This is a genomic window from Paeniglutamicibacter sp. GQ140 (assembly GCF_059759235.1).
Genome location: NZ_JCAXDW010000005.1, coordinates 95,486 through 117,305 on the forward strand (window position 1 = coordinate 95,486; position 21,820 = coordinate 117,305).

General features: G+C 66.2%; 21 protein-coding genes and 1 pseudogene. 9 read left to right on the plus strand and 13 right to left on the minus strand.

Features of this window, described 5'->3' with window-relative positions; genetic code table 11:
- Positions 1-52: 52 nt before the first annotated feature.
- From AC6CHY_RS08845 to AC6CHY_RS08860, 4 genes are read left to right on the plus strand one after another with little or no spacing between them, the layout of a single operon-like run.
- Positions 53-1,054, plus strand: coding sequence for an ABC transporter permease (locus AC6CHY_RS08845; RefSeq protein WP_498226542.1), 1,002 nt, complete (start codon positions 53-55; stop codon positions 1,052-1,054).
- Positions 1,051-1,932, plus strand: coding sequence for an ABC transporter permease (locus tag AC6CHY_RS08850; RefSeq protein WP_498226543.1), 882 nt, complete (start codon positions 1,051-1,053; stop codon positions 1,930-1,932). Before AC6CHY_RS08845 ends, AC6CHY_RS08850 begins: the two co-directional genes overlap by 4 nt.
- Positions 1,929-3,662, plus strand: a complete 1,734-nt coding sequence (locus AC6CHY_RS08855) for an ABC transporter ATP-binding protein (protein ID WP_498226544.1) — start codon at positions 1,929-1,931, stop codon at positions 3,660-3,662. Before AC6CHY_RS08850 ends, AC6CHY_RS08855 begins: the two co-directional genes overlap by 4 nt.
- 2 nt (positions 3,663-3,664) lie before the next feature.
- Entirely contained in the window at positions 3,665-4,582 is a 918-nt protein-coding gene (locus AC6CHY_RS08860) for an ROK family protein (protein WP_498226545.1), read from the plus strand.
- Positions 4,583-4,631: 49 nt separating this feature from the next.
- Here AC6CHY_RS08860 and AC6CHY_RS08865 read toward each other — a convergent pair whose 3' ends face one another.
- Positions 4,632-5,180: a DUF6328 family protein gene (locus AC6CHY_RS08865; protein WP_498226546.1), complete on the minus strand. Its 549-nt coding sequence runs from the start codon at positions 5,178-5,180 to the stop codon at positions 4,632-4,634.
- Between the two features lie 120 nt (positions 5,181-5,300).
- On the opposite strand from AC6CHY_RS08865, the gene AC6CHY_RS08870 reads away from it, so the two are divergent.
- Positions 5,301-6,506, plus strand: coding sequence for a MalY/PatB family protein (locus tag AC6CHY_RS08870; RefSeq protein ID WP_498226547.1), 1,206 nt, complete (start codon positions 5,301-5,303; stop codon positions 6,504-6,506).
- Positions 6,507-6,520: 14 nt separating this feature from the next.
- Here AC6CHY_RS08870 and AC6CHY_RS08875 read toward each other — a convergent pair whose 3' ends face one another.
- From AC6CHY_RS08875 to AC6CHY_RS08900, 6 genes are all read right to left on the minus strand, one after another.
- Positions 6,521-7,201: a CE1759 family FMN reductase gene (locus AC6CHY_RS08875; RefSeq protein ID WP_217388535.1), complete on the minus strand. Its 681-nt coding sequence runs from the start codon at positions 7,199-7,201 to the stop codon at positions 6,521-6,523.
- Positions 7,202-7,569: 368 nt separating this feature from the next.
- Positions 7,570-8,223, minus strand: coding sequence for a Pr6Pr family membrane protein (locus AC6CHY_RS08880; RefSeq protein WP_498226548.1), 654 nt, complete (start codon positions 8,221-8,223; stop codon positions 7,570-7,572).
- Between the two features lie 190 nt (positions 8,224-8,413).
- Positions 8,414-8,701, minus strand: a complete 288-nt coding sequence (locus tag AC6CHY_RS08885; protein WP_498226549.1) for a hypothetical protein — start codon at positions 8,699-8,701, stop codon at positions 8,414-8,416.
- A gap of 167 nt (positions 8,702-8,868) precedes the next feature.
- Entirely contained in the window at positions 8,869-9,033 is a 165-nt protein-coding gene (locus AC6CHY_RS08890; RefSeq protein ID WP_217388532.1) for a hypothetical protein, read from the minus strand.
- 346 nt (positions 9,034-9,379) lie between these two features.
- Complete coding sequence (locus AC6CHY_RS08895; protein ID WP_498226550.1) at positions 9,380-10,111, minus strand: cache domain-containing protein; 732 nt, start codon at positions 10,109-10,111, stop codon at positions 9,380-9,382.
- A complete protein-coding gene (locus tag AC6CHY_RS08900) occupies positions 10,108-10,905 on the minus strand; it encodes a FadR/GntR family transcriptional regulator (protein WP_498226551.1) in 798 nt (265 codons plus the stop codon). The genes AC6CHY_RS08895 and AC6CHY_RS08900 overlap by 4 nt, the downstream gene beginning before the upstream one ends.
- A gap of 237 nt (positions 10,906-11,142) precedes the next feature.
- On the opposite strand from AC6CHY_RS08900, the pseudogene AC6CHY_RS08905 reads away from it, so the two are divergent.
- A pseudogene (locus AC6CHY_RS08905) lies at positions 11,143-11,589 on the plus strand (SRPBCC family protein); the annotation flags it as partial.
- A gap of 16 nt (positions 11,590-11,605) precedes the next feature.
- On the opposite strand, the gene AC6CHY_RS08910 reads toward AC6CHY_RS08905, so the two are convergent.
- The 4 genes from AC6CHY_RS08910 to AC6CHY_RS08925 all read right to left on the minus strand — a co-directional run bounded on the left by AC6CHY_RS08910 (position 11,606) and on the right by AC6CHY_RS08925 (position 15,615).
- The gene (locus AC6CHY_RS08910) at positions 11,606-13,165 is read right to left on the minus strand and encodes a molybdopterin-dependent oxidoreductase (RefSeq protein ID WP_498226552.1); all 1,560 of its coding nucleotides are present in this window, start codon (positions 13,163-13,165) and stop codon (positions 11,606-11,608) included.
- A gap of 122 nt (positions 13,166-13,287) precedes the next feature.
- Positions 13,288-14,163 carry an anti-sigma factor gene (locus AC6CHY_RS08915; RefSeq protein WP_217388527.1) on the minus strand — a complete coding sequence of 292 codons (876 nt, stop codon included), beginning with the start codon at positions 14,161-14,163 and terminating at the stop codon, positions 13,288-13,290.
- Positions 14,163-14,744 (minus strand): ECF RNA polymerase sigma factor SigK, encoded by a 582-nt coding sequence (sigK, locus tag AC6CHY_RS08920; RefSeq protein WP_217388526.1) that lies wholly within the window; start codon positions 14,742-14,744, stop codon positions 14,163-14,165. Before sigK ends, AC6CHY_RS08915 begins: the two co-directional genes overlap by 1 nt.
- A gap of 193 nt (positions 14,745-14,937) precedes the next feature.
- A complete protein-coding gene (locus AC6CHY_RS08925; protein WP_217388525.1) occupies positions 14,938-15,615 on the minus strand; it encodes a fasciclin domain-containing protein in 678 nt (225 codons plus the stop codon).
- A gap of 568 nt (positions 15,616-16,183) precedes the next feature.
- On the opposite strand from AC6CHY_RS08925, the gene AC6CHY_RS08930 reads away from it, so the two are divergent.
- The 3 genes from AC6CHY_RS08930 to AC6CHY_RS08940 are packed head-to-tail and all read left to right on the plus strand — an operon-like array spanning position 16,184 to position 19,220.
- Positions 16,184-17,323: a type III polyketide synthase gene (locus AC6CHY_RS08930; protein ID WP_498226553.1), complete on the plus strand. Its 1,140-nt coding sequence runs from the start codon at positions 16,184-16,186 to the stop codon at positions 17,321-17,323.
- An 11-nt stretch (positions 17,324-17,334) separates the two neighbouring features.
- A complete protein-coding gene (locus tag AC6CHY_RS08935) occupies positions 17,335-18,045 on the plus strand; it encodes a methyltransferase domain-containing protein (protein WP_498226554.1) in 711 nt (236 codons plus the stop codon).
- Positions 18,042-19,220, plus strand: coding sequence for an FAD-dependent oxidoreductase (locus tag AC6CHY_RS08940; RefSeq protein WP_498226555.1), 1,179 nt, complete (start codon positions 18,042-18,044; stop codon positions 19,218-19,220). The genes AC6CHY_RS08935 and AC6CHY_RS08940 overlap by 4 nt, the downstream gene beginning before the upstream one ends.
- A 72-nt stretch (positions 19,221-19,292) precedes the next feature.
- Here AC6CHY_RS08940 and AC6CHY_RS08945 read toward each other — a convergent pair whose 3' ends face one another.
- Both AC6CHY_RS08945 and AC6CHY_RS08950 read right to left on the minus strand, forming a co-directional pair.
- A complete protein-coding gene (locus AC6CHY_RS08945) occupies positions 19,293-20,741 on the minus strand; it encodes an MFS transporter (protein ID WP_498226556.1) in 1,449 nt (482 codons plus the stop codon).
- Positions 20,738-21,781, minus strand: coding sequence for an MBL fold metallo-hydrolase (locus AC6CHY_RS08950; protein WP_217388520.1), 1,044 nt, complete (start codon positions 21,779-21,781; stop codon positions 20,738-20,740). The genes AC6CHY_RS08945 and AC6CHY_RS08950 overlap by 4 nt, the downstream gene beginning before the upstream one ends.
- Positions 21,782-21,820 lie beyond the last annotated feature (39 nt).

Below are 21,820 nucleotides of genomic sequence, written 5' to 3' on the forward strand. Positions count from 1 at the left end.
GCCAATCGGTCCAACAACCGGGCTTCGGCCCACCAAGAAGGGAGAATCGTCGATGTCGAGTACAACCACCGCCATTCGCGATGGCTCAGGGATTCGGCTGTTCAGTTGGTTTCTGGCCAAAAGACTTGTGCAGGCGGCGGTCGTCATCGCGATCGTCTCGGTTATTGTGTTCCTGCTGCTCCAGGCCCTGCCCGGCGGACCCGCCCGCGGCATCCTGGGGCAGCAGGCCACGGAAGCCCAGATTGCGGCTTTCAACCATGAGCAGGGTTTCGACCTGCCGCTCATCCAGCAGTACTTCAACTACGCGGGCCAGTGGCTGCAAGGGGATCTGGGTCGTTCATTCGTCATGAACACCGATGTCTCCTCGCTCATCGCCCAGCGCCTTCCCAAGACCATGGTCCTGGCGGTTGCCGCGATCATCGGCGCCCTGCTGGTGGCCATCCCCCTGGGCATGGCCCAGGCGATGCGCCGCAACAAAGCCTTCGACTACGTGATGACCGGGCTGAACTTCGTGGTGTACTCCACCCCGAGCTTCTTCCTGGGCCTGTTGCTGATCATGTTCTTCTCCCAGCTGCTCGGCTGGCTCCCGGCCGGTGCGCCGCAGGGCGACACCGTGGCGCAGGTCCTGTCCCAGCCGCGGGAGATGATCCTGCCGATCCTCACCAGCGGCCTGGCTGGCGTGGCGACGTTCTCGCGCTACATGCGCTCGTCGACGATCGACAACCTGCACGAGGACTACGTCCGCACCGCCCGCGCCAAGGGCACCCCGATGGCGAAGGTCATCTCCCGGCACGTGCTGCGCAACTCGTTGACCCCCGTGGTGACGATGCTCGGCTACTACCTGCCCGTCATGTTCGGCGGAGCGCTGGTCGTCGAGCAGCTGTTCAACTACCCGGGCATGGGCCTGCTCTTCTGGAACGCCGCGCAGACCACCGACTTCCCGGTGTTGCTGGGCTGCGTGCTGGTCATTTCCGTGGCGACCGTCATGGGCTCGCTGCTGGCAGACATCACCCAGTTCATTCTCGATCCCCGCGCCCGTGGAGGTGTCAAGTGAGTACAACAACCCTGAGCCGAACCGCTCCCCCGAAGTCCCCGACCGCCCGCGCGGTGCGCCAGTTCTTCTCGAACAAGCTGGCAGTCCTGGGTGTCGTCATCGTAGTTGCCCTGACGATCTTCAGCTTCATCGGGCCGTTGGTCTACCAAACGGAGCAGGTCTCCACCAACCTCATGCAGGCGGATTTGAAGCCGGGCGAGGACGGCCACCTGCTGGGCACCGACGGCCTGGGCTACGACGTGCTGGGCCGGCTGATGATCGCCGGCCGCACCTCCATCCTGGTTGGCCTTGCCGCGGGCGTGCTCGCCACCATCCTCGGAACCCTCTGGGGCTCGGTCGCCGGCTATCTGGGCGGCTGGGTCGATGCCACCATGATGCGCATCGTCGACGCCGGCATCGCCATCCCGGGCATCTTCCTGCTGCTGGTCATCTCCGCGATCGTCCGCCCTAGTGAATGGATGATGGTGCTGATCATCGGCGCCGTGTCCTGGCTGGTCCCGGCCCGCCTGACCCGCGCCGAGGCCCTGTCGCTGAAAAGCCGCGACTACGTGCTGGCCGTCAAGGCCACCGGCGGCTCCAACTCCCGGGCGATCCTGCGCCACATCATCCCCAACACCATCGGCACCGTGGTGGTCAACGCGACCTTCCAGGTCGCCGATGCCATCCTGCTCATCGCCTACGTCAGTTTCCTGGGCATGGGACTGCAGCCGCCGGCCACCGATTGGGGAGCCATGCTCACCGACGGCATTTCCTCCGTGTATTCCGGCGCCTGGTGGCTGATCTTCCCCGCAGGCATTGCCATTGTTTTGATCGTCAGCGCCTTCAACTTCATTGGTGACGGCCTGCGCGACATGTTTGATGTACGAGGCCAATCATGACCAACACTCTCCTGCTCACCCGAACCGTCCCGGCGCTCAAGATCGAAAACCTCGTGGTGGACTTCAAGGCCAAGTACGGCACCGTCAACGCCGTGCGCGGGGTGTCCTTCTCCGTGGACCGCGGCGAGGTGCTGGCTGTCGTCGGCGAATCCGGCAGCGGCAAGACCATCACCTCGCTGACCGCCATGGCCCTGCTGCCCTCCACCGCACACACCTCGGGCGTGGTGGAGGTAGACGGCAAGGATGTCCTGAACGCCTCGGATGCGGTCATGGACTCCATGCGCGGCAACGTGGTTTCCATGGTCTTCCAGGAGCCGATGACCGCGCTGAACCCCTCCATGAAGGTCGGCAAGCAAGTCGCCGAGGCCATCCTGAACCACCGCGGCGTCTCCAATGCCGCGGCCATGGAACGCGCCGTGGCATTGCTGGAAAAGGTCGGCATCCCGGACCCCGCCGTCAAGGCCAGGAACTTCCCGCACCAGCTTTCCGGCGGCCAGCGCCAGCGCGTGGTCATCGCCATCGCCCTGGCCTGCGACCCCACGCTGATCATCGCCGACGAACCGACCACGGCGCTCGACGTAACGGTCCAGGCCGAGATCCTGGAGCTGCTGCGCAAGCTGGTGAAGGAAACCAACACCGCGCTGCTGCTGATCACCCACAACATGGGCGTCGTCGCCGACTTGTCGGACCGCGTGGTCGTCATGAACGCCGGCGAGGTCGTCGAAACAGGCACCACCGTCCAGGTGCTCACCGACCCGGCCGAGCCCTACACCCGGGCCCTGCTTGCCGCCGTTCCGACGCTCCCGGTGGCACGGTGGGATGCCATCGCCGCCGGGGAACGCGCCGCGGAACCGCACCCGGAAGATGCCCCGGACGTTGTGCCGGGCATCGATCCGGTGCTGGAGATGCGCGGTATTTGCGTGGACTACACCAGCGGCGGACGCAAGCTCCGCGCCGTCAATCAGGCCGGCCTGGTCATCAACCGCGGCGAAATCGTGGGCCTGGTCGGCGAATCGGGATCGGGCAAGTCAACGCTCGGCCGCGCCCCGCTTGGCCTGGTTCCGGTGACGGGAGGCGAGATCACCCTCTTCGGCACCGACCTGCTGAAGGCCTCGACCCGGGAGATCCGCAAGTTGCGCTCGCGCATCGGCATCATTTTCCAGGATCCGGGCGGATCCCTCGACCCGCGCATGACCGTGGGCGACTCGATCGCCGAACCGCTGGTCATGCACGGTGTCAACGGCAGGCGCCCGGCCCGTACCGAACGCGATGTCCGCGTGCGCGAGCTCCTGGAAGCCGTTCGGCTCCCGGCCGCCAACGCCAGCCGCTACCCGCACGAACTCTCCGGCGGACAGCGCCAGCGCATCGGCCTGGCCCGGGCACTGGCCTTGGCCCCGGAATTGCTGATTGCCGACGAGCCGACCAGCGCATTGGATGTCTCGGTGCAGGACGAGGTGCTGGCCTTGTTGCTGGAGTTGCAAAAGGAGCACGGCTTTGGCTGCCTGTTCATCAGCCACGACCTTGCCGTGGTGCATGCCGTGTCCCGACGCGTGACGGTCATGCAGCACGGGAACGTCATCGAGAGCGGGGGAACCGCCAGGGTGCTTCTGCGCCCCGAGGCTTCCTACACCCGACACCTCCTGGCATCCGTGCCCTCGCCGAACCCCCTCGTGCAAAGGCAGCGGCGTGAAGCCCGATTCGCCCTGCTGTCCACCTCCAAGGATTCCTAGCGGTGTATCCGAGACTGGGAATCGACATTGGCGGAACCGGAATTTCCGCCGTCATCTTGGACAGTGAAGGAACAGTGAGGGGCCGCGCCTCGACCGACACACCTGCCGAGCACGGCGGCGATGCGATGGTGGAATCCTGTCTCCAGGTGGCAACCCGGGCCACCGAGCTCTCGGGGCTGGTCCCGAAGGTCGCGGGCGTCGGTGCCGCGGGCGTCATCGACGCAAACGGGGTGGTTCTTGCGGCCAGTGACTCGTTCACCGGCTGGCAGGGCTACGCCCTGGGCGCCAGCCTCGCCGGGGCGCTCCAGATGCCGGTGAACGTCGGCAACGATGTGGCAGCCTTCGTCCTGGGCGAGCAAAGATTCGGAGCCGGGCGGGGCCTGGAAAACTTCTTCGGCATCGCCCTGGGCACGGGTGTCGGCGGTGGCCTGGTCCTGAATTCTGTCCTGCACACCGGGGAGCACGGCGCCGCCGCGGAGATCGGGCATATCCCGGGTTTCGGCAATCGCTTGTGCAGCTGCGGGCGCGTCGGGCACCTGGAAACCATCGCTGCCGGACGGTCCATCTCGACGCTTTACGCCGATGAGACCGGCAACCGGTACAGCGCCAAGGAGGTCGCCCGGCGCGCCCGGGAGGGGGACGACGTTGCCTCGCAGCTTTTTGAACGCGCCGGGGCCGGGTTGGCCAGGGCCGCGCTCATGATCTCGGGAATTCTTGACATATCCGCGCTGGTCATCGGCGGCGGCGTGGCAACCGCGTGGGATCTACTGCACCCTGCGATGCAGAGTGCACTCGACGCGGCGCCGCCCATTTCGGGAAACCCCCTCCGGGTCCTGCGCAGCGAGCTGGGTGCCGACGCGGTGGCCATCGGGGCGTCCCGGTTCGCCGACCAGATGCCGCTGCTCCACGTCGCAGGCTGACACCCTCCGAGGCGTGCGACGACACCGCCCGCCTCGGAGGGCCCTGGCGCTATGCCGGCCCGCCGCTCGGCACCTCGGGGATCGAGGACTTCGGTTTGATGATCCGTGGCAGGACCACCAGCAGGAAAACCGCAGCCAGCATCACCAGCCCGCCGATGAGCGCGCCCAACGCCCAGCCGTAGAGGACCTGGACCACGAACCACACGCACCCGGCCACCAGCACCCCCACGCCGATGATGACCACCTTGGAAATGACGTGGCCCATGTGCACGGTGGTGATCTTGACGCGTTGGCCAAAGAGGTGCCGGTGCACGGCAACGGGCGTGACCAACAGGATGATCAGCAGCGCGGAGAACACCAGCAGGATCAGGTAGAACGTCCGTTCCGCCTGGCCCAGCGCCGTGAATCCGGCCTGGAAGGGCAGGACCACCAGGAAAGCGGCGAGGATCTGCGCCCCTGTCTGCATGACCCGCAGCTCCTGCATGAGTTCGTTCCAGTTCCGGTCCAATCGCTGCTCGACCGTTTCATTGCGCCCGTCCATGGCTCCCCCGTTCGGCATCCATCCCTTGACCGACGCCCGGGTTGATTCCCGGGGCATCGGGTGGGAACCTTCACGCATGCTGCTTCACCAGCCAACCTACCGAAGAACCTGCGCCTTGGGCAGAAGAAAAGAAAAACCGCAGGGGCTTTCGTTGCCGAACGAGTCTAAGCTGGCTAGATGAGTGCCCACCCCTTCGACCTGCTGACCGTCGATCAATTGCGCCGGACCGGCTCCCTGAAGTGGTCCGAATACCGCGGATCGCTGGGTGCATGGGTGGCGGAAATGGATTTCGGGACCGCCCCGGGCGTCATTGCGGCGGCGCAGGAAACCCTGGCCAACGGCCTGATCGGCTACGCGCCGACGCCATTGGTCCACGACATGCAGCAGGCGACCGCGGCTTGGCTGGACAACAGGTTTGAGTGGAAGGTCGACCCCGACCGGGTGCGGCCCATGGGGTCGGTGGCGGCGGCACTGGATGCGGCCATCATGCATTTCTCCCCCGGGCACCGCCGCGACGCTCCGCTGGTGCTGCTCACCCCCGCTTACATGCCCTTCATCGCCACGGCGGAGCGCTTTGGGCGCGACTCCATCCAGGTGGCCATGGTTGAATCCGACACCGGATGGGAGATCGACTGGAGCGCCCTGGGGCAGGCATTGGCCGGCGGCGCGCTGCTGGTCCTGGTGAATCCGCACAACCCCATCGGCAAGGTCTATTCACGCGGGGAACTACTGGCGATTTCCGAACTGGTCGAGGCCACCGGCTCGAGGGTCTTCGCCGACGAGGTCCATTCGCCCCTGGTGTTCGACGGCTCCTCGCATGTTCCCTACGCTACGGTTTCGCCCGCGGCCGCGGCCCACTCCGTGACCGCCGTTGCCGCCACCAAGGCCTTCAACCTGCCCGGGCTCAAGTGCGCCCAGCTCATCCTGACCAACGACGCGGACCGGACCGTGTGGGAGCGGGTGGGCGGGGTCCCCGAACACGGCGCGGCCAACGTGGGGCTGGCGGCGACCACCGCCGCGTACCGCACGGGCACCGGCTGGCTCGACGGGGTCATCGGCTACCTCGACAACTCCCGGATGCTGCTCTCCGACATCATCAGGGAACACCTGCCACAGGTGCGCTACCGTCCCCCGCAGGGCACGTACCTCGCCTGGCTGGATGTCTCCCGCCTGGCCCTGGACCCGGGACCCGCCCAGTTTTTTCTCAAGGAGGCCCAGGTCGCACTGATCAACGGGACCGCCTGCGGGAGCGGCGGGAAGGGCTTCGTGCGGCTGAACTTCGCCACCCCGCAGCCGGTCCTGGGCGGGATGATCCACCGCATGGGGGCGGCTGTCGACGGCTGCGACAACAAGGACGTCACCGATCCGGAGTTTGCCCAATAGCCACCGGTGCGCGCCTAGCCCTGCTGGATGTTGGCCAGCAGCTGCTCGAAGGGCAGGGAGGTCATGTTGTCCCGCGGGTTCGCGGTTTCGCTCACGCGCGGGGCAATGGAGCGGGTATCGCCGAGGTCCTGGGTCTGCGCAGCGGCCCCGTTGGGTCCGGCGATGGCCTGGGCCAGTTCGATTCCGGCCCGGCGCTCGCGTTCGGCCAGGGCACCGTGGCCCTGGTCGGCGCCCCAGTCCTCGGGTGAGGCAAAGATCGAGGTGGGCATGATCCGGGCGCGCAGGTAGGCGAATATCGGACGCATCGCGTAGTCAACGACCAGGTTGTGCCGTGCGCTTCCGCCCGTGGCCGCCAGGATCATCGGCTTGTCATCGAGCGAGGTGGGGTCAAGGACATCGATGAAGGACTTGAAGAGCCCGGAGACCGATGCGGTGAAGACCGGGGAGACGGCGATCAGTCCGCCGGCGTTGCGAACCGATTCGATGGCCTCGGCCAGGCGCGGCGGCGCGTAGCCGGTGAGCAGGTTGTTGGTGATGTCGGCGGCATAGTCGCGCAGCTCCAATACCGTAAGGTCGGCCTGGATACCCATGGCGGCAAGTTCCCTGACGGCGGATTCGCCGAGTTGGCGACCCAGCAGGCCGGAGGTCGATGGCGTGCCCAGTCCGCCGGAGATGACTACGATGTTTTGGCTCATGGTGTGTTGCTCCCTCTCGTGAAATACATGTCTTTGCATGTAAAACCCCGAGGGTCGCCAATTCATTCCCGGTCGGCCTCTTGATTTTTTTGCGTGTCTCCCTCGCCCGCAGCGGGCGGTATGCAGGTGCCCCCAAGGCAATGGCCGCGGATGGCCGAAACCAAGGAGTACGCCGCGGCCGCACAGGCGCCCACCGCGGCGACAGGGGCATCGGACCAAAGCGAAATCCCCATGGCGGCAAGCACCATTGCTACAACCACCCAGATCACGCGATCGCGCATTCCACTCCGTCCAACCAGCCTTTGCGGCTACCGCCGGACTCCCGGGGTCTCCAAGCCCCCAGGCTATCGCAGGCCGCTATGCCGGTATTACGGGGTGCGGCGCCGCACGCGGCTAAGCCACAACATCCCGGCGCCGACGACGCCGATGACCATGGCGATGAGTGCCACGTAGAAGCCGACAGAGAAATATCCGTTTGCACTCGTGTTTGGGTCCAGAAAGGGATAGGGATACCAGGGCAGGTCGGTACGCGGGTCAAGCACCATGACACCGCGGGCCAGGGTATAGCCGGCCCAGAGAATGGGAAAGGCCACAATCCCCCACAGCACCTTGGCGTGCAGCGGTCGGCGTCCCGGCGCGATGAGCCAATCCAGCGCCATGATCGCGGGCGCAATGACATGAAGAATCTCGTTGGACCAGGGAACGGTGGTGCCTTGCGGCAGTTCAATGCCCCGCAGCAACAGGTTGTAGACCACGCCGGTGGTGGCCATATAGGTGGCGACCGAGGCCCGGATCATGCTCCACCCGCGGGGCTCGCTCCTCGAAGACAGCGTAAAGATGCCCACAAACAAGACAATCGCGGCCAAGACATTGGATTCAATGGTGAAGAACGAGAAGAAATTCTGGATGACAAAATCCACTTCGCCCTGGCCCGAACCTTCGTTTTTGATGCTTTGTTGCAATTGGGCGACCACGGCCGCAACGATGGCAATGCAACCGCCAATGCGCAGCAAGTAGGCCAAGACACGTCTCATATCAGGTGCAGGTCCCTTTCTTGGTACTGGTCCTCAGCCTAATCGGCTGCGTGCCTACACCACGGCCAAGACACCTTGGCGATACGACGAATGTTTTTCTGTCCGCTGCGCACACGGAGGCCACCGTCTGCCCTGGGGGCGGCAAGACGATGGCCTCCGTGATTTCACCCGTGTTGTTTTACGCGGCCGGGTGTTTGTGTTCCGTGTCGCCCAGGCCGAATGCTTCGGGGCCGCGAACCATGCGGAAGGCCCCAAGAAGCGCGACCAGGACACCGATGATGAACCCAATCCACAGCGGGCTGATCACTGTTCCCAGCGTGACGCCGCCGGTGATGATAAACAGCAAGAAGAGCAGTGCGGTCAATCCGCCACCGATCAACAACCCGTTGGCGTGGTGAATCCTCGACACCCTCAGCTTTGCCTTGGGTTCCTCGCGCGGTGCTGGAATATGTGCATTCTGTGTCATGACTATTCACATCCTTCGAATGTGTTTGACCTGAAGTTTCTAGCGGGGCTGCGTGCCCACACGCCACCCGGTGGCTCCCGGGCCCTCAACCCGGCCCGCGGCCACCTCGATCGTGCTTGGCTCCGGCACTCCATGGTTCGGAGGTGGTGCCCGGCGAATTGCCGATCCTACCCGGCGTCGAAGCGGCCTTCTGCATCCGAATCGAGATGCCTGTGCGCGTCGTTGCCTGAACCATCGGGCAGCTCGTCCGGGGATGGTTTCCGTGGTCTTGTCTCCACGGTGTCGTCGGCCTCGACATCGAGGTCTGGCTGGACGTTGGTGTCTTTGCTCATCACGCGCTCCTTAGTCGCCGAAGCAATGGCAATGATTTTAGGGTCGTGGTTCCGGGTGCCAGGGGTTGCCGATGTTCCCGTCCACTGAGGGCTTGCCGCCAATGAGGGGGGCCGCGCGAAGGAGAATGGTTTTACAAGGTCACTGCGCGCTTGGAATGCCCGTGCAGGAGACGCACATTGCCTGCCTAGAGCAAGCCAGCCGTCGGCACCGTGCTGTGTGCATTATCCATGTGCAGTCTCCGCATTCCCTTGGGCGGCCTTCCGATCTACGGTTCTTCCGCCTACTCCTGAGACTACGCCGAATTCGCCGCTGTTTCTAGCGGTTTCAAATGCCACGGACCCGGGTTCAGGCAGGCACCGCGATGGCTAGCGGCAACGTTCCGCAGCGACTGAGCAGAACCTTGTCAAAGCCAAGGTCGCCACCGGCAACAGGCAGGGTGGAATCCCGTGAATCCTGCCAGCCACGAACCAGCAGCTTCCCGGCGGCCAGCTGCGGATCGGCCGAAACGACGACGCGGCCATTGACATTGACCAGCGCGGCGCGCCGGTCAATGTCGCGGAGTCGGTCAACGAGCAGCAGCTCGATGGTCTCGACCAAGACGTCGGCACCGGCAACACCGACGAAGTTCCCTTTCGCCGTCACCGGGACGGTGAACGTCAACGTGTATTCATCGGTGCAGAGGAAATCGACGTACGGTCCGGCAATATGTCCCTCACCGGTATCCATGGGTACGGTAAACCACTCCCGTCGCGAATAGGTCTCGCCCGCCGATTCCATGGTCAGCCTGAGCAGTCGTTCCTTGGCTTCGCCCTGCCACCAGGCCATATGCCAGGGGGCCCCGGCAAGTGCATCGCGGGCGGCGACGAATCCCGCGCCGACCAATGGATGGGTCTCCCGGTCCAGGAACTGGTCGACCAGCGGATGGAAAGCCGCATCGAGTTCCCGTGGCCCGGGGGCTTCATCCCGGGATTCAAAAATCCTGCCTATCTGCTCCGCCCATGCATTCAGGTCAAGCAGCAGGGACTCGAAGAAATAGGACACGTCGGCGCCGTTGCCGGTGGCATTGTTTTCGGTCATGAGATCCTCCGCACGGGGCTTTCGGGCCTTGTTCTCTCTTGCTTCTCGATCCGCATCCGGACCCGGGCCTGGTCAGCGATGAGCCAGATGACGCCGTCCCTGACATAGTCGTTGACCAGCTTTCGCGCCAGGGCCGGATCCGTGCCGGAGATCGCTTCAAGGATGTCACCGCACAGGCCGATCATCCGGGCATCGAACGCGGGATCCGCGTGGGCCAAGGCCAGCAGCGAACCGAAATCCGTGTGCAGCCTGACGTGCTCACGGGTGAGCCTCGCCGACTGGCTTAGTGCGGCGAGCTCGAGCAGGAACTCACCGACCACGGACCCGCCCGTGCCGCTGCCCGCGCTCCGGCTTTCCAGAAGCCGGCGCAGGCTGCCGACATCTCGCTCGTCGGCGGCACCTGCCGCAAGCTCTGCCGCGGTGGAGGCGATGGCTGCGTAGTGGATTGCCAGGTCGCGTAGTTCCACCCGACTCATGGACCCCAGTCGGTCTTGCAGGAGGCCGCATCGATCGCCATCGGACAGCGTGATGAACGTTCCGCCTTCACGGCCACGGGTGGTCTTCACCAACCCCATGGACCGCAGGGAAACTAGGGCTTCGCGCGCGGTCATGGTGGCAACTCCGAGGGAGGACGCCAGTTCGGCCTCGCTGGGAAGCCTGTCACCATCGAGCAGGATCCCTGCGGCAATGCCCGAGACAATGCGGTCTTCAACGCGCTTGGCTCGTCCTTGCTCACCAAGGGATGCGAACACGGAGGTGAGCTGGCGTTGATACGGTGAAGAATCGCGAGGCATGCTCACCATCCTTTCAAAAGCGGGGTGTGGTCATCACCCGACCTGCCTTCAAGATCTTCTCACGACAAGAAATGGCTTCGGGTGACCAACCCACGGCCACGGCCAAGACGCCGACCGTCCAGCTGCACCTGAAACGGGGAAACGGGACGGCCGGGGCTTGGCTCTCCTGCCGGACCGTGTTCAGGAAAGTAACTGCGGCACCCGGACGCCCCCGCGGATCGGGACTACCCTGTGCACATGGAAAAGATCTATGAGTTCTACATCAAGTCCACGCCGGAAAGGATCTGGGCGGCGCTGACAGACGCTGAGCAAACGGCCGTCTACTACTTCGGGAACACCTTCGTCACCGACTGGACACCCGGGTCCGTTTACGCCACCCAAAACCCCAATGCCCAGGGACCGCTGGGCGAGGGAACCGTCTTGGAGGTCGACGCTCCCCGCAGGCTCGTGATGAGCATGACCGCGCTGTGGGACGACGAGGTGAAGGCCGAAGGCGAGTCCCGGATAACCTACGAAATCAGCCAGATCGAGGATTCATGCCTGCTGACGGTCACCCATGACCGGCTCCGGGACGACGCAAACCAGCAGCTATACGGCGGCTGGCCCATGATCCTCTCCGGCATGAAGACCTGGCTGGAGACCGGCGAGCGACTGACCACCCCGGGCTCGCTCATGTACACCTAGTCAGGCGAGCGGCGGCCTATTCAACGGAGAACTGGACGCGCTGCCAGCCGCTGGCCCCGTCGGGAACGGGGTCGGCCTTCTCGCTGGTTTGCATTTCCCCTTGCCCGTCAAAGGCACGGACGCTGACCACGTGGTTTCCGGTGGATCCGCCGTCCCATTCGTAGCGCCACTGGCGCCAGGTGTCCACGGAGGCCTCGGCACCCAGTTCCGTGTCCATCCACTCGCCGTCGTCGATTTGCACCTGGACCTTGGAGATGCCTCGGGTCTGCGCCCAGGCGGTTCCGCCCATGACAACTTTTCCGGACGGAACACTGGCGAAGGACCGCGGCACGTCCACCCGCGAGGAGAGCTTGATGGGCCCGCGATCCGACCATCCACGCGTGGTCCAGTAGGCGACCTTGTCCGCGAAACGGGTGACCTCCAGGTCCACGACCCACTTGGTGGCCGAGACATATCCATAGAGACCGGGAACCACCATGCGGACCGGGAATCCGTGCTCGAGCGGCAGGGGTTCCCCGTTCATGCCGACCGCCAGCAGCGCCATGCGGTCGTCGGTGAGGACCTCCAGCGGAGTGGAGGCGCTGAAGCCGTCAATCGAGGTCGACAGCACCATGTCCGCGCCGTCCTGGGGCACCGCCCGCTCCAAGAGGAGGCGCAGCGGGTAGCCCAGCCACTTTGCGTTGCCCACCAGCTGGCCGCCGACGGGGTTCGAAACACAGGTCAGGGTCAGGTAGCTTTCCACCAGGTCTTCGGCCAGCAGCTCCTCGAAGCCCATGGTGAATTCCTTCTCCACCATGCCGTGGACCCGCAATGACCACTCGGACGGATTGATGCGCGGCACCGAAAGTGCCGTGTCGATCCGGTAGAAATCCTTGTTTGGCGTTATGAACCGGGGCATGCCCGCCAGATCGACCTGTGCCTCCGCCGGGGGTGCCTTCGCCGTCACCTTGGCCGCTGGAAGTCCCAGCGACGAACGTGCCGCATCCGCGAGGTTTCGTGCCGTTGCCAAGGACTTGCCGACACCGGTGGCCACGGCGGCGCCCACCAGCGTCACGGCCGTGGCCAGGAGGAAGTTCCGGCGCGAGGCGCCGGAGGACGGAACCGCTTCCGGCGCGGTCGGCCGCGCCTTTCCGGCAAGGGTCGTGAGCCACCGCAGCACGGCCAGGCCTGCGACCGCCCCCAAGATGATGGGGGTCACGTCCACCGGTCCGGTGGCCGGCCGGGAAAGCACGGCCGCTCCGATTGCCACGGCGAGGATGACGATGCAGGTGGCCGCCGAGGCAAAGCTGCGCCTGGCCAGGATCCCCAGCAGCACCGCGGCGATGGCTGCTATCGCGCCGATGGAAATGAAGAGTGCCAGTTTGTCATTGGTGCCGAAGGCGGCAATGGCGAAGTCCTTGAGCCATGGCGGCGTCAGGTCGATGAACACCGAACCCATGGCCACCAAGGGTGCCGAAGATGTGGCGAAAAAGGCCGACACAAATTGAGCCACGGAAAAGAGCACGGCAGCCGACGCGAATCCCGCGAGCCCGAAGGCGCCCAGGTCCCGCAGCCTTTTCGCTGTTAACTTGTTCATGATTTCACCCACCCGTACGTTGTGATTCCTCCTCCCCGCGACTGCGGGGAACGACTAACCACTACGTATTCGGAACGCTACCACCAGCGGATTGGATGGAGACCGGCTTTTCACCCGGGAGCCTAAAGCTCCTGGACGAGGATCGGCTCGGTGGTGGGTGCCGGGGAACCGGAGGCCGGTTCCACCGTGATGCCGAAGTGCGTCACGCCCTCCATCGCCCCGGTAACCATGACCATGCCATCTGCCTGTGACCCGTCGACCATTCCTGCGGGTACTGCCCCGGTGCCGGAGATCAACCAGAGTTCGTAGCCCTTGTCGCTGGGCAGGGCAGGCAGGCCGGCGGTGGTCACCGCCATCTTGCCCTCCGATGCTGAATAGGCAAGGGTGACGGTTGCCCCGTCGTCCAGTTTCTGGCTCTTGGACTGGGCGTCAGAAGCTGTCAGGATGCGGGTCAACTCGGACTGCTGGGTGGTCAGCGCGGCCAACTGTTCCTCGAGTTTTTGCTGCTGTGCGTTCTGGTTGACCACCACGCCGCTCAGCACGCCGGCGGCCACCAACAGCACGCTGGCCGCCAGGGCAAACATCCGTTGGCTTGACTTCGCCGGGAGGGCCGGCGACGCGGCCCTCCCGGGAACCGGGTCGGCTGTGGCCGGGGGTTCCGCGGCGTCCTCGCTTCCGTGCCCGGAAGCAACGGACACCGAGGGCTCCTGCGCTGCGGTGGACCCAGGCGTTGCCTCGGACGGAACGTCCTGCGCTGAGACGGCCGGCGGCAGCTGCGGGGTGTTGCGGATGGAGGCCATGATGCTGGCCTTGACCCTGGCCGGCGGGGCCGCGGGGGCGGCGGAGAGGCCCAGAAGCGCAGCCGTTTCCTGCAGTGCATCCACTTCCCTGCGGACCTCTTCGGAGGTTTCGGCATGGCGGAGGAGTTCCTCGCGTTCCGCGTCGCCCAGTGCGTTCAGGGCGAAGCTGCCGGTCAGCTCGTTCTTGTCCTTGTCCATCACGCCACTCCCATCAGGTCTCGAAGTTTGTTCATTCCGTCGCGTATTCGTGTCTTTGCCGTTCCCACCGGGATCTTGAGCAACTCGGCGACTTCAAGGTGTGTATAGCCGCCAAAATAAGCCAGTTGGATCGCATCGCGTTGGTTTGCGCTGAGCTTTTCCAGCGCCCGGGTGACGCGCTGTCCCTCATCGTGGGCGATGGCCGTTTCCTCAACGTCATCGTAGCTCGCCTGGAAGTCCTTGATGCCTTCGCGCAGGTCGCGGTCCTTGCTGGCCTGGCTGGCGCGGACCCTGTCAACCGCCCGGCGGTGCGCCAAGGTCAGCAGCCAGGTGATCGCCTTGCCGCGGGCTGCGTCATAGCGCGCCGCCTGCTGCCAGGCTTCGACGAACACCTCCTGGGTGACTTCCTCGCTTTGTGCCTGATCCTTCAGGATGCGCCGGATCAGGCCGAAGACCTGGGGCGAGAGACGGTCGTAGAGTTCCTCAAAGGCGTTCTCGTCACCTGTGGCGATCCCGAGCATCAGTTCTTCGGTGGTGGGGGCGGAAGTTTGGTCCGTGCCACCGGGTAGGTGTGAGCTCATGCGATAAAGCGTCTCATGCATTCCAGGCCCCGTCCTTCATCCTTTCTGGTGCGGCGGGCAGGAATCCAGGTTCCCTGCCCGCCGAAGCTTCCGACCGGGGCAAGTAAACCGCAGGGGGCCGGCAACCGATGGAACGTTCCACCGGTTGCCAACCCCCTGGTGGGTTGACCTGCCGCAGTGCGAGGCGCTGCCGTTACTTCTTGGCCGGGGGCATCAGCACGGTGTCCACCAGGTAGACGGTTGCATTGGCGGTCTGGACGCCTCCGCAGATCACCGATGCGCCGTTGACCATGAGCTTGTCGCCGCTGCCGGTGACCTTCACGTCCTGTCCTTCGACGGTGGTGTGACTGCCGGCGATGTCGCTCGGGGCGATCTGGCCCGGAATCACGTGGTACGTCAGGATGGTGCTCAACGTATCGGCGTCGGCGACCACCGCGTTGAGATCCTTTTCCGGGATGGCGGCGAAGGCCTCGTCAACAGGCGCGAACACGGTGAACTCGCCGCCGTTGAGCGTGTCAACCAGGTCGACCTTCGGGTTGAGCTTGCCGGACACCGCCGCGGTGAGGGTCTTGAGCAGCGGGTTGTTCGAGGCCGCAACCGCCACCGGATCCTTCGCCATTCCGGCAACCGAACCCTCGCCGCTCGGGACGGCCTCGGCGTAGGCGGCGCAACCGGAGCCCACGAGGTTGGCTGCCGGGTCCATGGCCGCGGCCGAGCTGCTCGGGGCCGCCGCGCTGCTGGAGGAGGCGGCCGAGGAGGACGGTGCCATCGATTCGCTGGCACCGGTGCCCGCCGAGCAAGCGGTCAGGCCCACGGTGGCAACTGCAATCAGTCCGAGTGCTGCGGCAAACTTGCTGTTCATGCGCTTCATGTCATGCTCCTTGCTTGGCGTCGGCCCCTTGGCCTCCGCGCCGTCCCGACCACTGTTGGTTCGGGCTGTCATGGAGCATTCGGTGCCGGTCCGCAAACGGATTGGAAACATGCCAAAAAACTTTTTGGGCCGGAAACCGGCCGCGATCGGGTCCTGCGCCGGACATGGAAGAAGCGGGGAAGATGTCTGTTCTTCCCCGCTTCCGCGAAACCATCTCCAATCATCAAGTTGCTCAGTGTTTCTTGATGTGGGTTACCTGCTCGGTCTCTGTCTCAGGTGCGTTCTTCGAGCGCTTCTCCGCGCGTCGCGCCTTGATCGACTTGCCTGCAGGCTTCTTGTGTTCGTGTCTATGTGGTGATTTGTCTGGCATCAATTACCTCTCACCCTGGGGTCGGGGATCACTTACGACCGCGGTTGGTCTCCCCACATAAAGACGATACTCCTGCGGTCGAGAGGATGCCAGCAATTTTTTCGACCCTTTCCGCCGGGGGCGCCGCCGGGCTTGGCCGGCCCGGGGCGATGCGCAACACCCTTTACCGCGGGGGCATCGGGCCATAGGCTCGGCACTATGCCGGTGATGATGAGAACCATCCAAACAGCAGTCCCGCCCACCATCCTGTACCAGGACAAGGCCCGTGACGTCTTTGGCGCCCAACCCGGCCTGACCCGGCTGGGCCAGCGCCTGATCAACACGTCTTTTGATTCGGCCCAAATATCGACCCGGCACACCGCGGTCACCGAGTTCACCACCGAAACGGTGGCCGAGAACCCGCTCTTCTTCGACGCCGACTCCGGGCTTTTGCTGCGGCCCAGCACCAGGGAACGCAACGAGGTCTTTGCGGCCACCGCCCCCGGGCTCTATATTGATTCGGCGCAAAAGGCCCTGGATGCCTGCGCCGATCTTGGACCGGGCGACATCACCCACGTGATCACGGTGTCCTGCACCGGCTTCTACAACCCCGGGCCCGATTACCAGCTGGTCAGGGCGCTGGGGTTGAGTCCGGCAACCCAGCGCTACCACCTGGGGTTCATGGGATGCTACGCCGCGTTCCCGGCCCTGCGGGCCGCCAAGAGCTTTTGCGAGGCCGATCCGGAGGCCGTGGTGTTGGTCGTTTGCGCCGAATTGTGTTCCATCCACGTACGCAGCTCCAACGACCCCGACACCATCATGGGATCGGCGCTCTTCGCCGACGGGGCTGCCGCCGCCATCGTCACGGCCCGCACCCACCCCGGGCCCGGCCTGCGGCTTGACCACTTCGAGACGGTGCTGACCCCGGTGGGCGAGGAGGCCATGGCCTGGAACATCGGCGACGAGGGTTTTGAAATGGTTCTGGGAACCTATGTCCCCCACATCATCGACGAACACATCGTCGGCGCCCTGGAACCGCTGCTGGCCCGCGACGACACCCTGGGCGCGGACTATGCTCAGATCCCGCACTGGGGCATCCACCCCGGGGGCCGGGCCATCCTTGACCGCGTGCAAAAACGCCTCGGGCTGGGCGACGGCCAATTGATGCCCGCGCGCCGGATCCTCAACGACTACGGGAACATGTCCAGCGCCACGGTGATGTTCGTGCTCAAGGACATCATGGACGAGCACCTCGGACGCGCATCAGCCACCGGCGAGCGCGTGTGTTCCATGGCCTTCGGCCCCGGCCTGACCGTCGAGACCTCCCTGATGACCCTGGTCTCCGGCCGGCGGGGCTGAGCGCGGCGGCCATGCAACGGGACATCGCGGCAATCGAGCAGATGGACAGGCCCGATGCCGACCCCGTGCTGCTGGAGCGGACGTACGCGCAGTTCCCGCTGGTGAACCGCTGCGTGTCCGGCTGGCGGGACGTGTACCTGCGCCTGGTGCGCCCCGCGCTGCCCCGCGGGCGGACCGCCACGATCCTGGACATCGGCTGCGGCGGCGGGGACATCGCCCTGGCGCTGCTGCGCTGGGCGCAGGCTGACGGCTACAGGGTCAAGGTGACGGGCATCGACCCGGACCCGCGCGCCCACGACTTCGCCTCCCGGGCCGGCGCGGCAGCCGGGTTCGGCCCCGGCGAGCTGGAATTCCGGCGGGCCGCAAGTGCCGACCTGGTGGCCGGGGGCGAGGTGTTCGACGTGGTCATCTCCAACCACGTCCTGCACCACCTGGACCCGCCCGCGCTTGCAGGCATTTTCGCCGACAGCCGGCGGCTGGCCCGCTCGCTGGCGATCCACAGCGACATCCGGCGCCGCAGCAGCGCGTTGCTGTTCTTCGGGCTGGCCACCCTGCCCTTGGCCGGCAGCTCGTTCATCAGGCGCGACGGGCTCACCTCCATCAGGCGCAGTTTCACCCGCGACGAGCTCGCCCGGGTGCTGCCGCCCGGCTGGCATGCGCACGCCGCGGGGCTGTACCGGAACCTGGCCATCTGGCACGGGGAACATTCGGCGGACAGATGATCGACGTCGTCGTGGTCGGGGCCGGACCCAGCGGGATGGCACTGGCGATCCTGCTGCTGGAGGCCGGCCGCAGCGTGCGCGTGCTCGAGTCCCGCACCGCCATCGGGGAGCATTCGCGGGCCATCGGGATCCATCCTCCGGGTCTTGCGGTCCTGGACCGCCTCGGCGTCGGCGCCGCGGCACTAGAAGCCGGGGTGCCGATCACCCGCGGGGTGGGCATTTCCCGGGGGCGGGAGGTGGCGGAACTGGGGTTCGGTTCCATCCCCGCCGGGCACCGCTTCGTCCTGTCACTGCCGCAAAACCAGACCGTCGCCCTGCTGCGCGAACGGCTGGAAGCCCTGGATCCCTCGGCGCTGCTGGCCGGCCACGAGTTCACCGCGTTCGCCGCGCACCCGGGGTTCCACGACGTCGAGGCCGACGACGCCGGCGGCGGGAGCACGCGGCTACGGTGCCGCTTCGTCGTCGGGGCCGACGGCACCCGCTCGGCCGTGCGGCGGGCGGCCCGGCTCCCGTTCCGCGGCCGGGACCTGCCCGATCGCTACCTCATGGGCGACTACCCGGATCGCACCGGCCTCGGGCCGGCCGCGGTGTTGTTCCTGCACGGGCACGGGATCACCGAGTCGTTTCCGCTGCCGGGGAACCGGCGGCGCTGGGTCGCCCGGCTCCGGGATTCGGGGACCGCGTCCCTGCCCGAGCTCATCGCGCAGCGGACCGGCCACCGGGTGGAGGGAGGCGAAAACTCCATGCTCAGCGAATTCGGGACGGCGAATTTTGCCGTGGAATCCATGAACCACCCGAACCTCGTCCTGATCGGCGATGCCGCCCACGAGGTCAGCCCCATCGGGGGCCAGGGCATGACGCTGGGCCTGCTCGACGCCGCCGAGCTGGCCCCGGTCCTGGATGCGGCGCTGGGCGGGAGGCTGCCCCGGGAGCGGATCGAGGAGCAGCTTGCCGGCGTCTCCCGCCGGCGGCTGGCCGCTGCCCGGCGCGCCGCCCGGCAGGCCCGGGTGAACATGGCGCTGGGCCGCCCCCTGGGCGGACCGGCGGCGGCCGCCCGGGATGCGCTGGCGCATGCGCTCTTTGCCTCCGACGGGTTCTCCGCCGCCGTCGCGGCCACGTTCACCATGACCGGCCCGGGAAGCGGAGGGTGGCCGGCCGGGGAAGGCCCCGGATGAAAAACGCGCGGGGCGCGGGGAAGGAAGATTCCTCCCCCGCGCCCCGCGGAGGGTTCCGGCGCCTGGCCCGGGCTATCCGTTGAAGGCGAACCGGGTCTGCAGCCGCTCGGCGGTGCGGTCCGGGTTCAGCAACAGGACGCAGATGACGCCCACGACGATGAGGTAGATCCCGATCATGGAGAACGATGAGTTCATGCCCTGGGCCAGCAACGAGGCCATTTCGACGCTGTCGCGCACGCCCTTGGGCCCGGGCACGTACCCGGCGCGGTCCATGAGCGATCCGACCATGGCCGGGGCGACGACGCCGCCGACCGAGGCCAGCCCGGTCAGCGTGGCCATGATGGCCGCGCGCTGCTTGGAGGCGACGCAGAACGCGATGGCGGTGGGGGCCAGCGGGTAGATCATCGCCAATCCGGCGCCGAGGGTCAGCGCCGTCACCGCGGCATAGCCGTGCAGGTGCGGCAGCACGGTGAAGCAGATGCCCGAGGCCAACAGGGACGCGCCGAACAGGGCGCCCATGGCCCAGCGCACCGTGACGCCGCGGCGCATCAGGTAGCGGGAGGTGTATCCCAGCACCAGCAGCGCCAGCGCCCCGATGACCCACGGGAAGGTCGAGACCAGCCCGATCATCTCGGGCGAGAGGGCAACCACCGAGCCGAGGTACTTCGGCGACCAGGTGGTCAGGAAGCCCTGGGCCCAGAAGCAGCCGGCGCCGGCCAGGACCGCGGCCAGGAACATCCTGGAGCCCAGCACCCGGCGGATGGGGACGAGCTTGAGGAGGTCGGCGCGTTCGGTGATGCTTGCGCTTGGCTTTCCGGCGGCCGACTGCTCCCGGGGCGCCGCGGCCTCCACCGGCTCCGCCTCCGCGGCGGCCCTTTTCCCGGTGGTGTGGCTGTAGGGTCCGTCGCGCCCGACGAGGAACCAGACAACGCTCCAGAGCAGGCCCACGATGCCGAGGAACCCGAAGGCCCAACGCCAGCCGAGTGCCGGGTGGGCGATGATGCCGGCCAGGATGGGGGCGGCGATGATGGGTCCGAGCGTGGAGCCAATGGCAATGATGCTGGAGGGGAAGCCGCGCTCCTTGGCCGGAAACCAGCCGTGGACGTGCTGCAGGGAAATGGGGGTTGCCGGGCCCTCGGCCCCGCCGAGCAGGATGCGGGTGACCAGGAGGACCGCGGCGCCGCCCCCGAACAGCATCGGGAACTGCAGCACGGCCCAGCTGATGCCCATGGTCAGCAGGATCCAGCGGGTGGAGACCTTGCCGGCAAGGAAGCCCACGGCCACCGCGGCGATGGCAAAGAGGAAGAAGAATGCGCTGCCGATGAGTCCGAACTGGCCCGCGGTGAGGCCGAGTTCCTTGATGGCCGAATCGGCGACGAGGCCCAGCACCGCCTTGTCGGCGAAGTTGATGATCTGGAAGACGACCAGCAGGGACGTGACAATCCATGCCCGGCGATTCATTTTCCCGTATTTGACGGCCGCACGAAGGGTGTGCGGCTGGACGTGCTCCGAGGTGCTCATGCGCCTGCTCCGATGCTTTCAAGTCCTGCGGTTTCAACACTATTGGTTCCGGGATCCCGGGGGAAGAAGACGTCGTTGTCCTCGGCAATGTGTACGGTGCCGGCGAAGTCCCGGCGGACCGCCTCGTCCATTGCAGCCAGGTCGGCGGTGCCCGGGGTGTTGGGAACGATGTGGTGGAGCACCAGCGCCTTGACCCCGGCCGCGGCGGCGACCTTGCCAACGTCGGCAAAGGGCGTGTGCGATTCGCGCAGGTGGACCTCGATCCCCTCGCGGGTGGGACCATCGGGGAAGGTCGCCAGGATGGAGGGCAGGTCGATGACCTCGTGCAGCAGCAGGTCGGCGCCCCGGGCGAGCCTGATGCAGTTTTCCGAGTATGCGGTGTCCCCCGAGATCACGACCGAGCCGTGGCGCGAGTCGATGCGGAACCCGAAGGCCGGGAAGCACAGCCGGTGGTCGACCAGGATGGCCGAAACGACCACGAGCTCGTCGCGGTAGATCTCGAACGGCTCCATCACCGGGTGCCTGTTGGCCACCGGGTCGGCACCCGCGGCCGCGGGGATCTCGATGTCGTGCCCGCGCACCCATTCATGCGGCTCCCCGCGCCCCTCGTCGGCCATGCGGATGGCGATGTCGGAGGCGAAGACCGTATCGAGCAGGGCGTCGACGATCTCGGTGGTCGAGGTCATTTCGCGTTTGCCCACGCGGGCGTCGATGTCGCGGGCGTGGTCCGCATCGAGTGCCGGGATGCGGGCAGGCTTGCCGGGGCCGAAGACCTCGATCGGCGCGGCGAAGGACTCGCCGGGCACCTGCCAGCCGGTGACCAGGAAGGAACCCAGGTCGTAGATGTGGTCGGAGTGGTGGTGGGTGAGGAAGATGCCGCGCAGCTGTCCCCACTCGCAGTGCGACCGGTAATTGCGGATGCTGCCCATGCCGGCATCGAAGACGTAGGTGGCATCGTCGACCCGGACCGCGGTGCTGGTGCCGGCTCTCGAACTTGAGACGATCGGCCCACCTCCCGTTCCCAGGGTATGCACACTCATGCCGCTAAATTTCTTGGTACTCACGCTGGCGCCTCGCTT

Coding starts and splice junctions, on each gene's coding strand:
- AC6CHY_RS08945 (WP_498226556.1), bottom strand. CDS start 20,741: ATGAGCACCTCGGAGCACGTCCAGCCGCACACCCTTCGTGCGGCCGTC.
- AC6CHY_RS08900 (WP_498226551.1), bottom strand. CDS start 10,905: ATGCCTCGCGATTCTTCACCGTATCAACGCCAGCTCACCTCCGTGTTC.
- AC6CHY_RS08870 (WP_498226547.1), top strand. CDS start 5,301: ATGAGTGCCCACCCCTTCGACCTGCTGACCGTCGATCAATTGCGCCGG.
- AC6CHY_RS08865 (WP_498226546.1), bottom strand. CDS start 5,180: ATGCCCCGGGAATCAACCCGGGCGTCGGTCAAGGGATGGATGCCGAAC.
- AC6CHY_RS08885 (WP_498226549.1), bottom strand. CDS start 8,701: ATGACACAGAATGCACATATTCCAGCACCGCGCGAGGAACCCAAGGCA.
- AC6CHY_RS08950 (WP_217388520.1), bottom strand. CDS start 21,781: ATGAGTGTGCATACCCTGGGAACGGGAGGTGGGCCGATCGTCTCAAGT.
- AC6CHY_RS08910 (WP_498226552.1), bottom strand. CDS start 13,165: ATGAACAAGTTAACAGCGAAAAGGCTGCGGGACCTGGGCGCCTTCGGG.
- AC6CHY_RS08935 (WP_498226554.1), top strand. CDS start 17,335: ATGCAACGGGACATCGCGGCAATCGAGCAGATGGACAGGCCCGATGCC.
- AC6CHY_RS08855 (WP_498226544.1), top strand. CDS start 1,929: ATGACCAACACTCTCCTGCTCACCCGAACCGTCCCGGCGCTCAAGATC.
- AC6CHY_RS08875 (WP_217388535.1), bottom strand. CDS start 7,201: ATGAGCCAAAACATCGTAGTCATCTCCGGCGGACTGGGCACGCCATCG.
- AC6CHY_RS08895 (WP_498226550.1), bottom strand. CDS start 10,111: ATGACCGAAAACAATGCCACCGGCAACGGCGCCGACGTGTCCTATTTC.
- AC6CHY_RS08915 (WP_217388527.1), bottom strand. CDS start 14,163: ATGGACAAGGACAAGAACGAGCTGACCGGCAGCTTCGCCCTGAACGCA.
- AC6CHY_RS08930 (WP_498226553.1), top strand. CDS start 16,184: ATGCCGGTGATGATGAGAACCATCCAAACAGCAGTCCCGCCCACCATC.
- AC6CHY_RS08845 (WP_498226542.1), top strand. CDS start 53: ATGTCGAGTACAACCACCGCCATTCGCGATGGCTCAGGGATTCGGCTG.
- AC6CHY_RS08940 (WP_498226555.1), top strand. CDS start 18,042: ATGATCGACGTCGTCGTGGTCGGGGCCGGACCCAGCGGGATGGCACTG.
- sigK (WP_217388526.1), bottom strand. CDS start 14,744: ATGAGCTCACACCTACCCGGTGGCACGGACCAAACTTCCGCCCCCACC.
- AC6CHY_RS08890 (WP_217388532.1), bottom strand. CDS start 9,033: ATGAGCAAAGACACCAACGTCCAGCCAGACCTCGATGTCGAGGCCGAC.
- AC6CHY_RS08925 (WP_217388525.1), bottom strand. CDS start 15,615: ATGAAGCGCATGAACAGCAAGTTTGCCGCAGCACTCGGACTGATTGCA.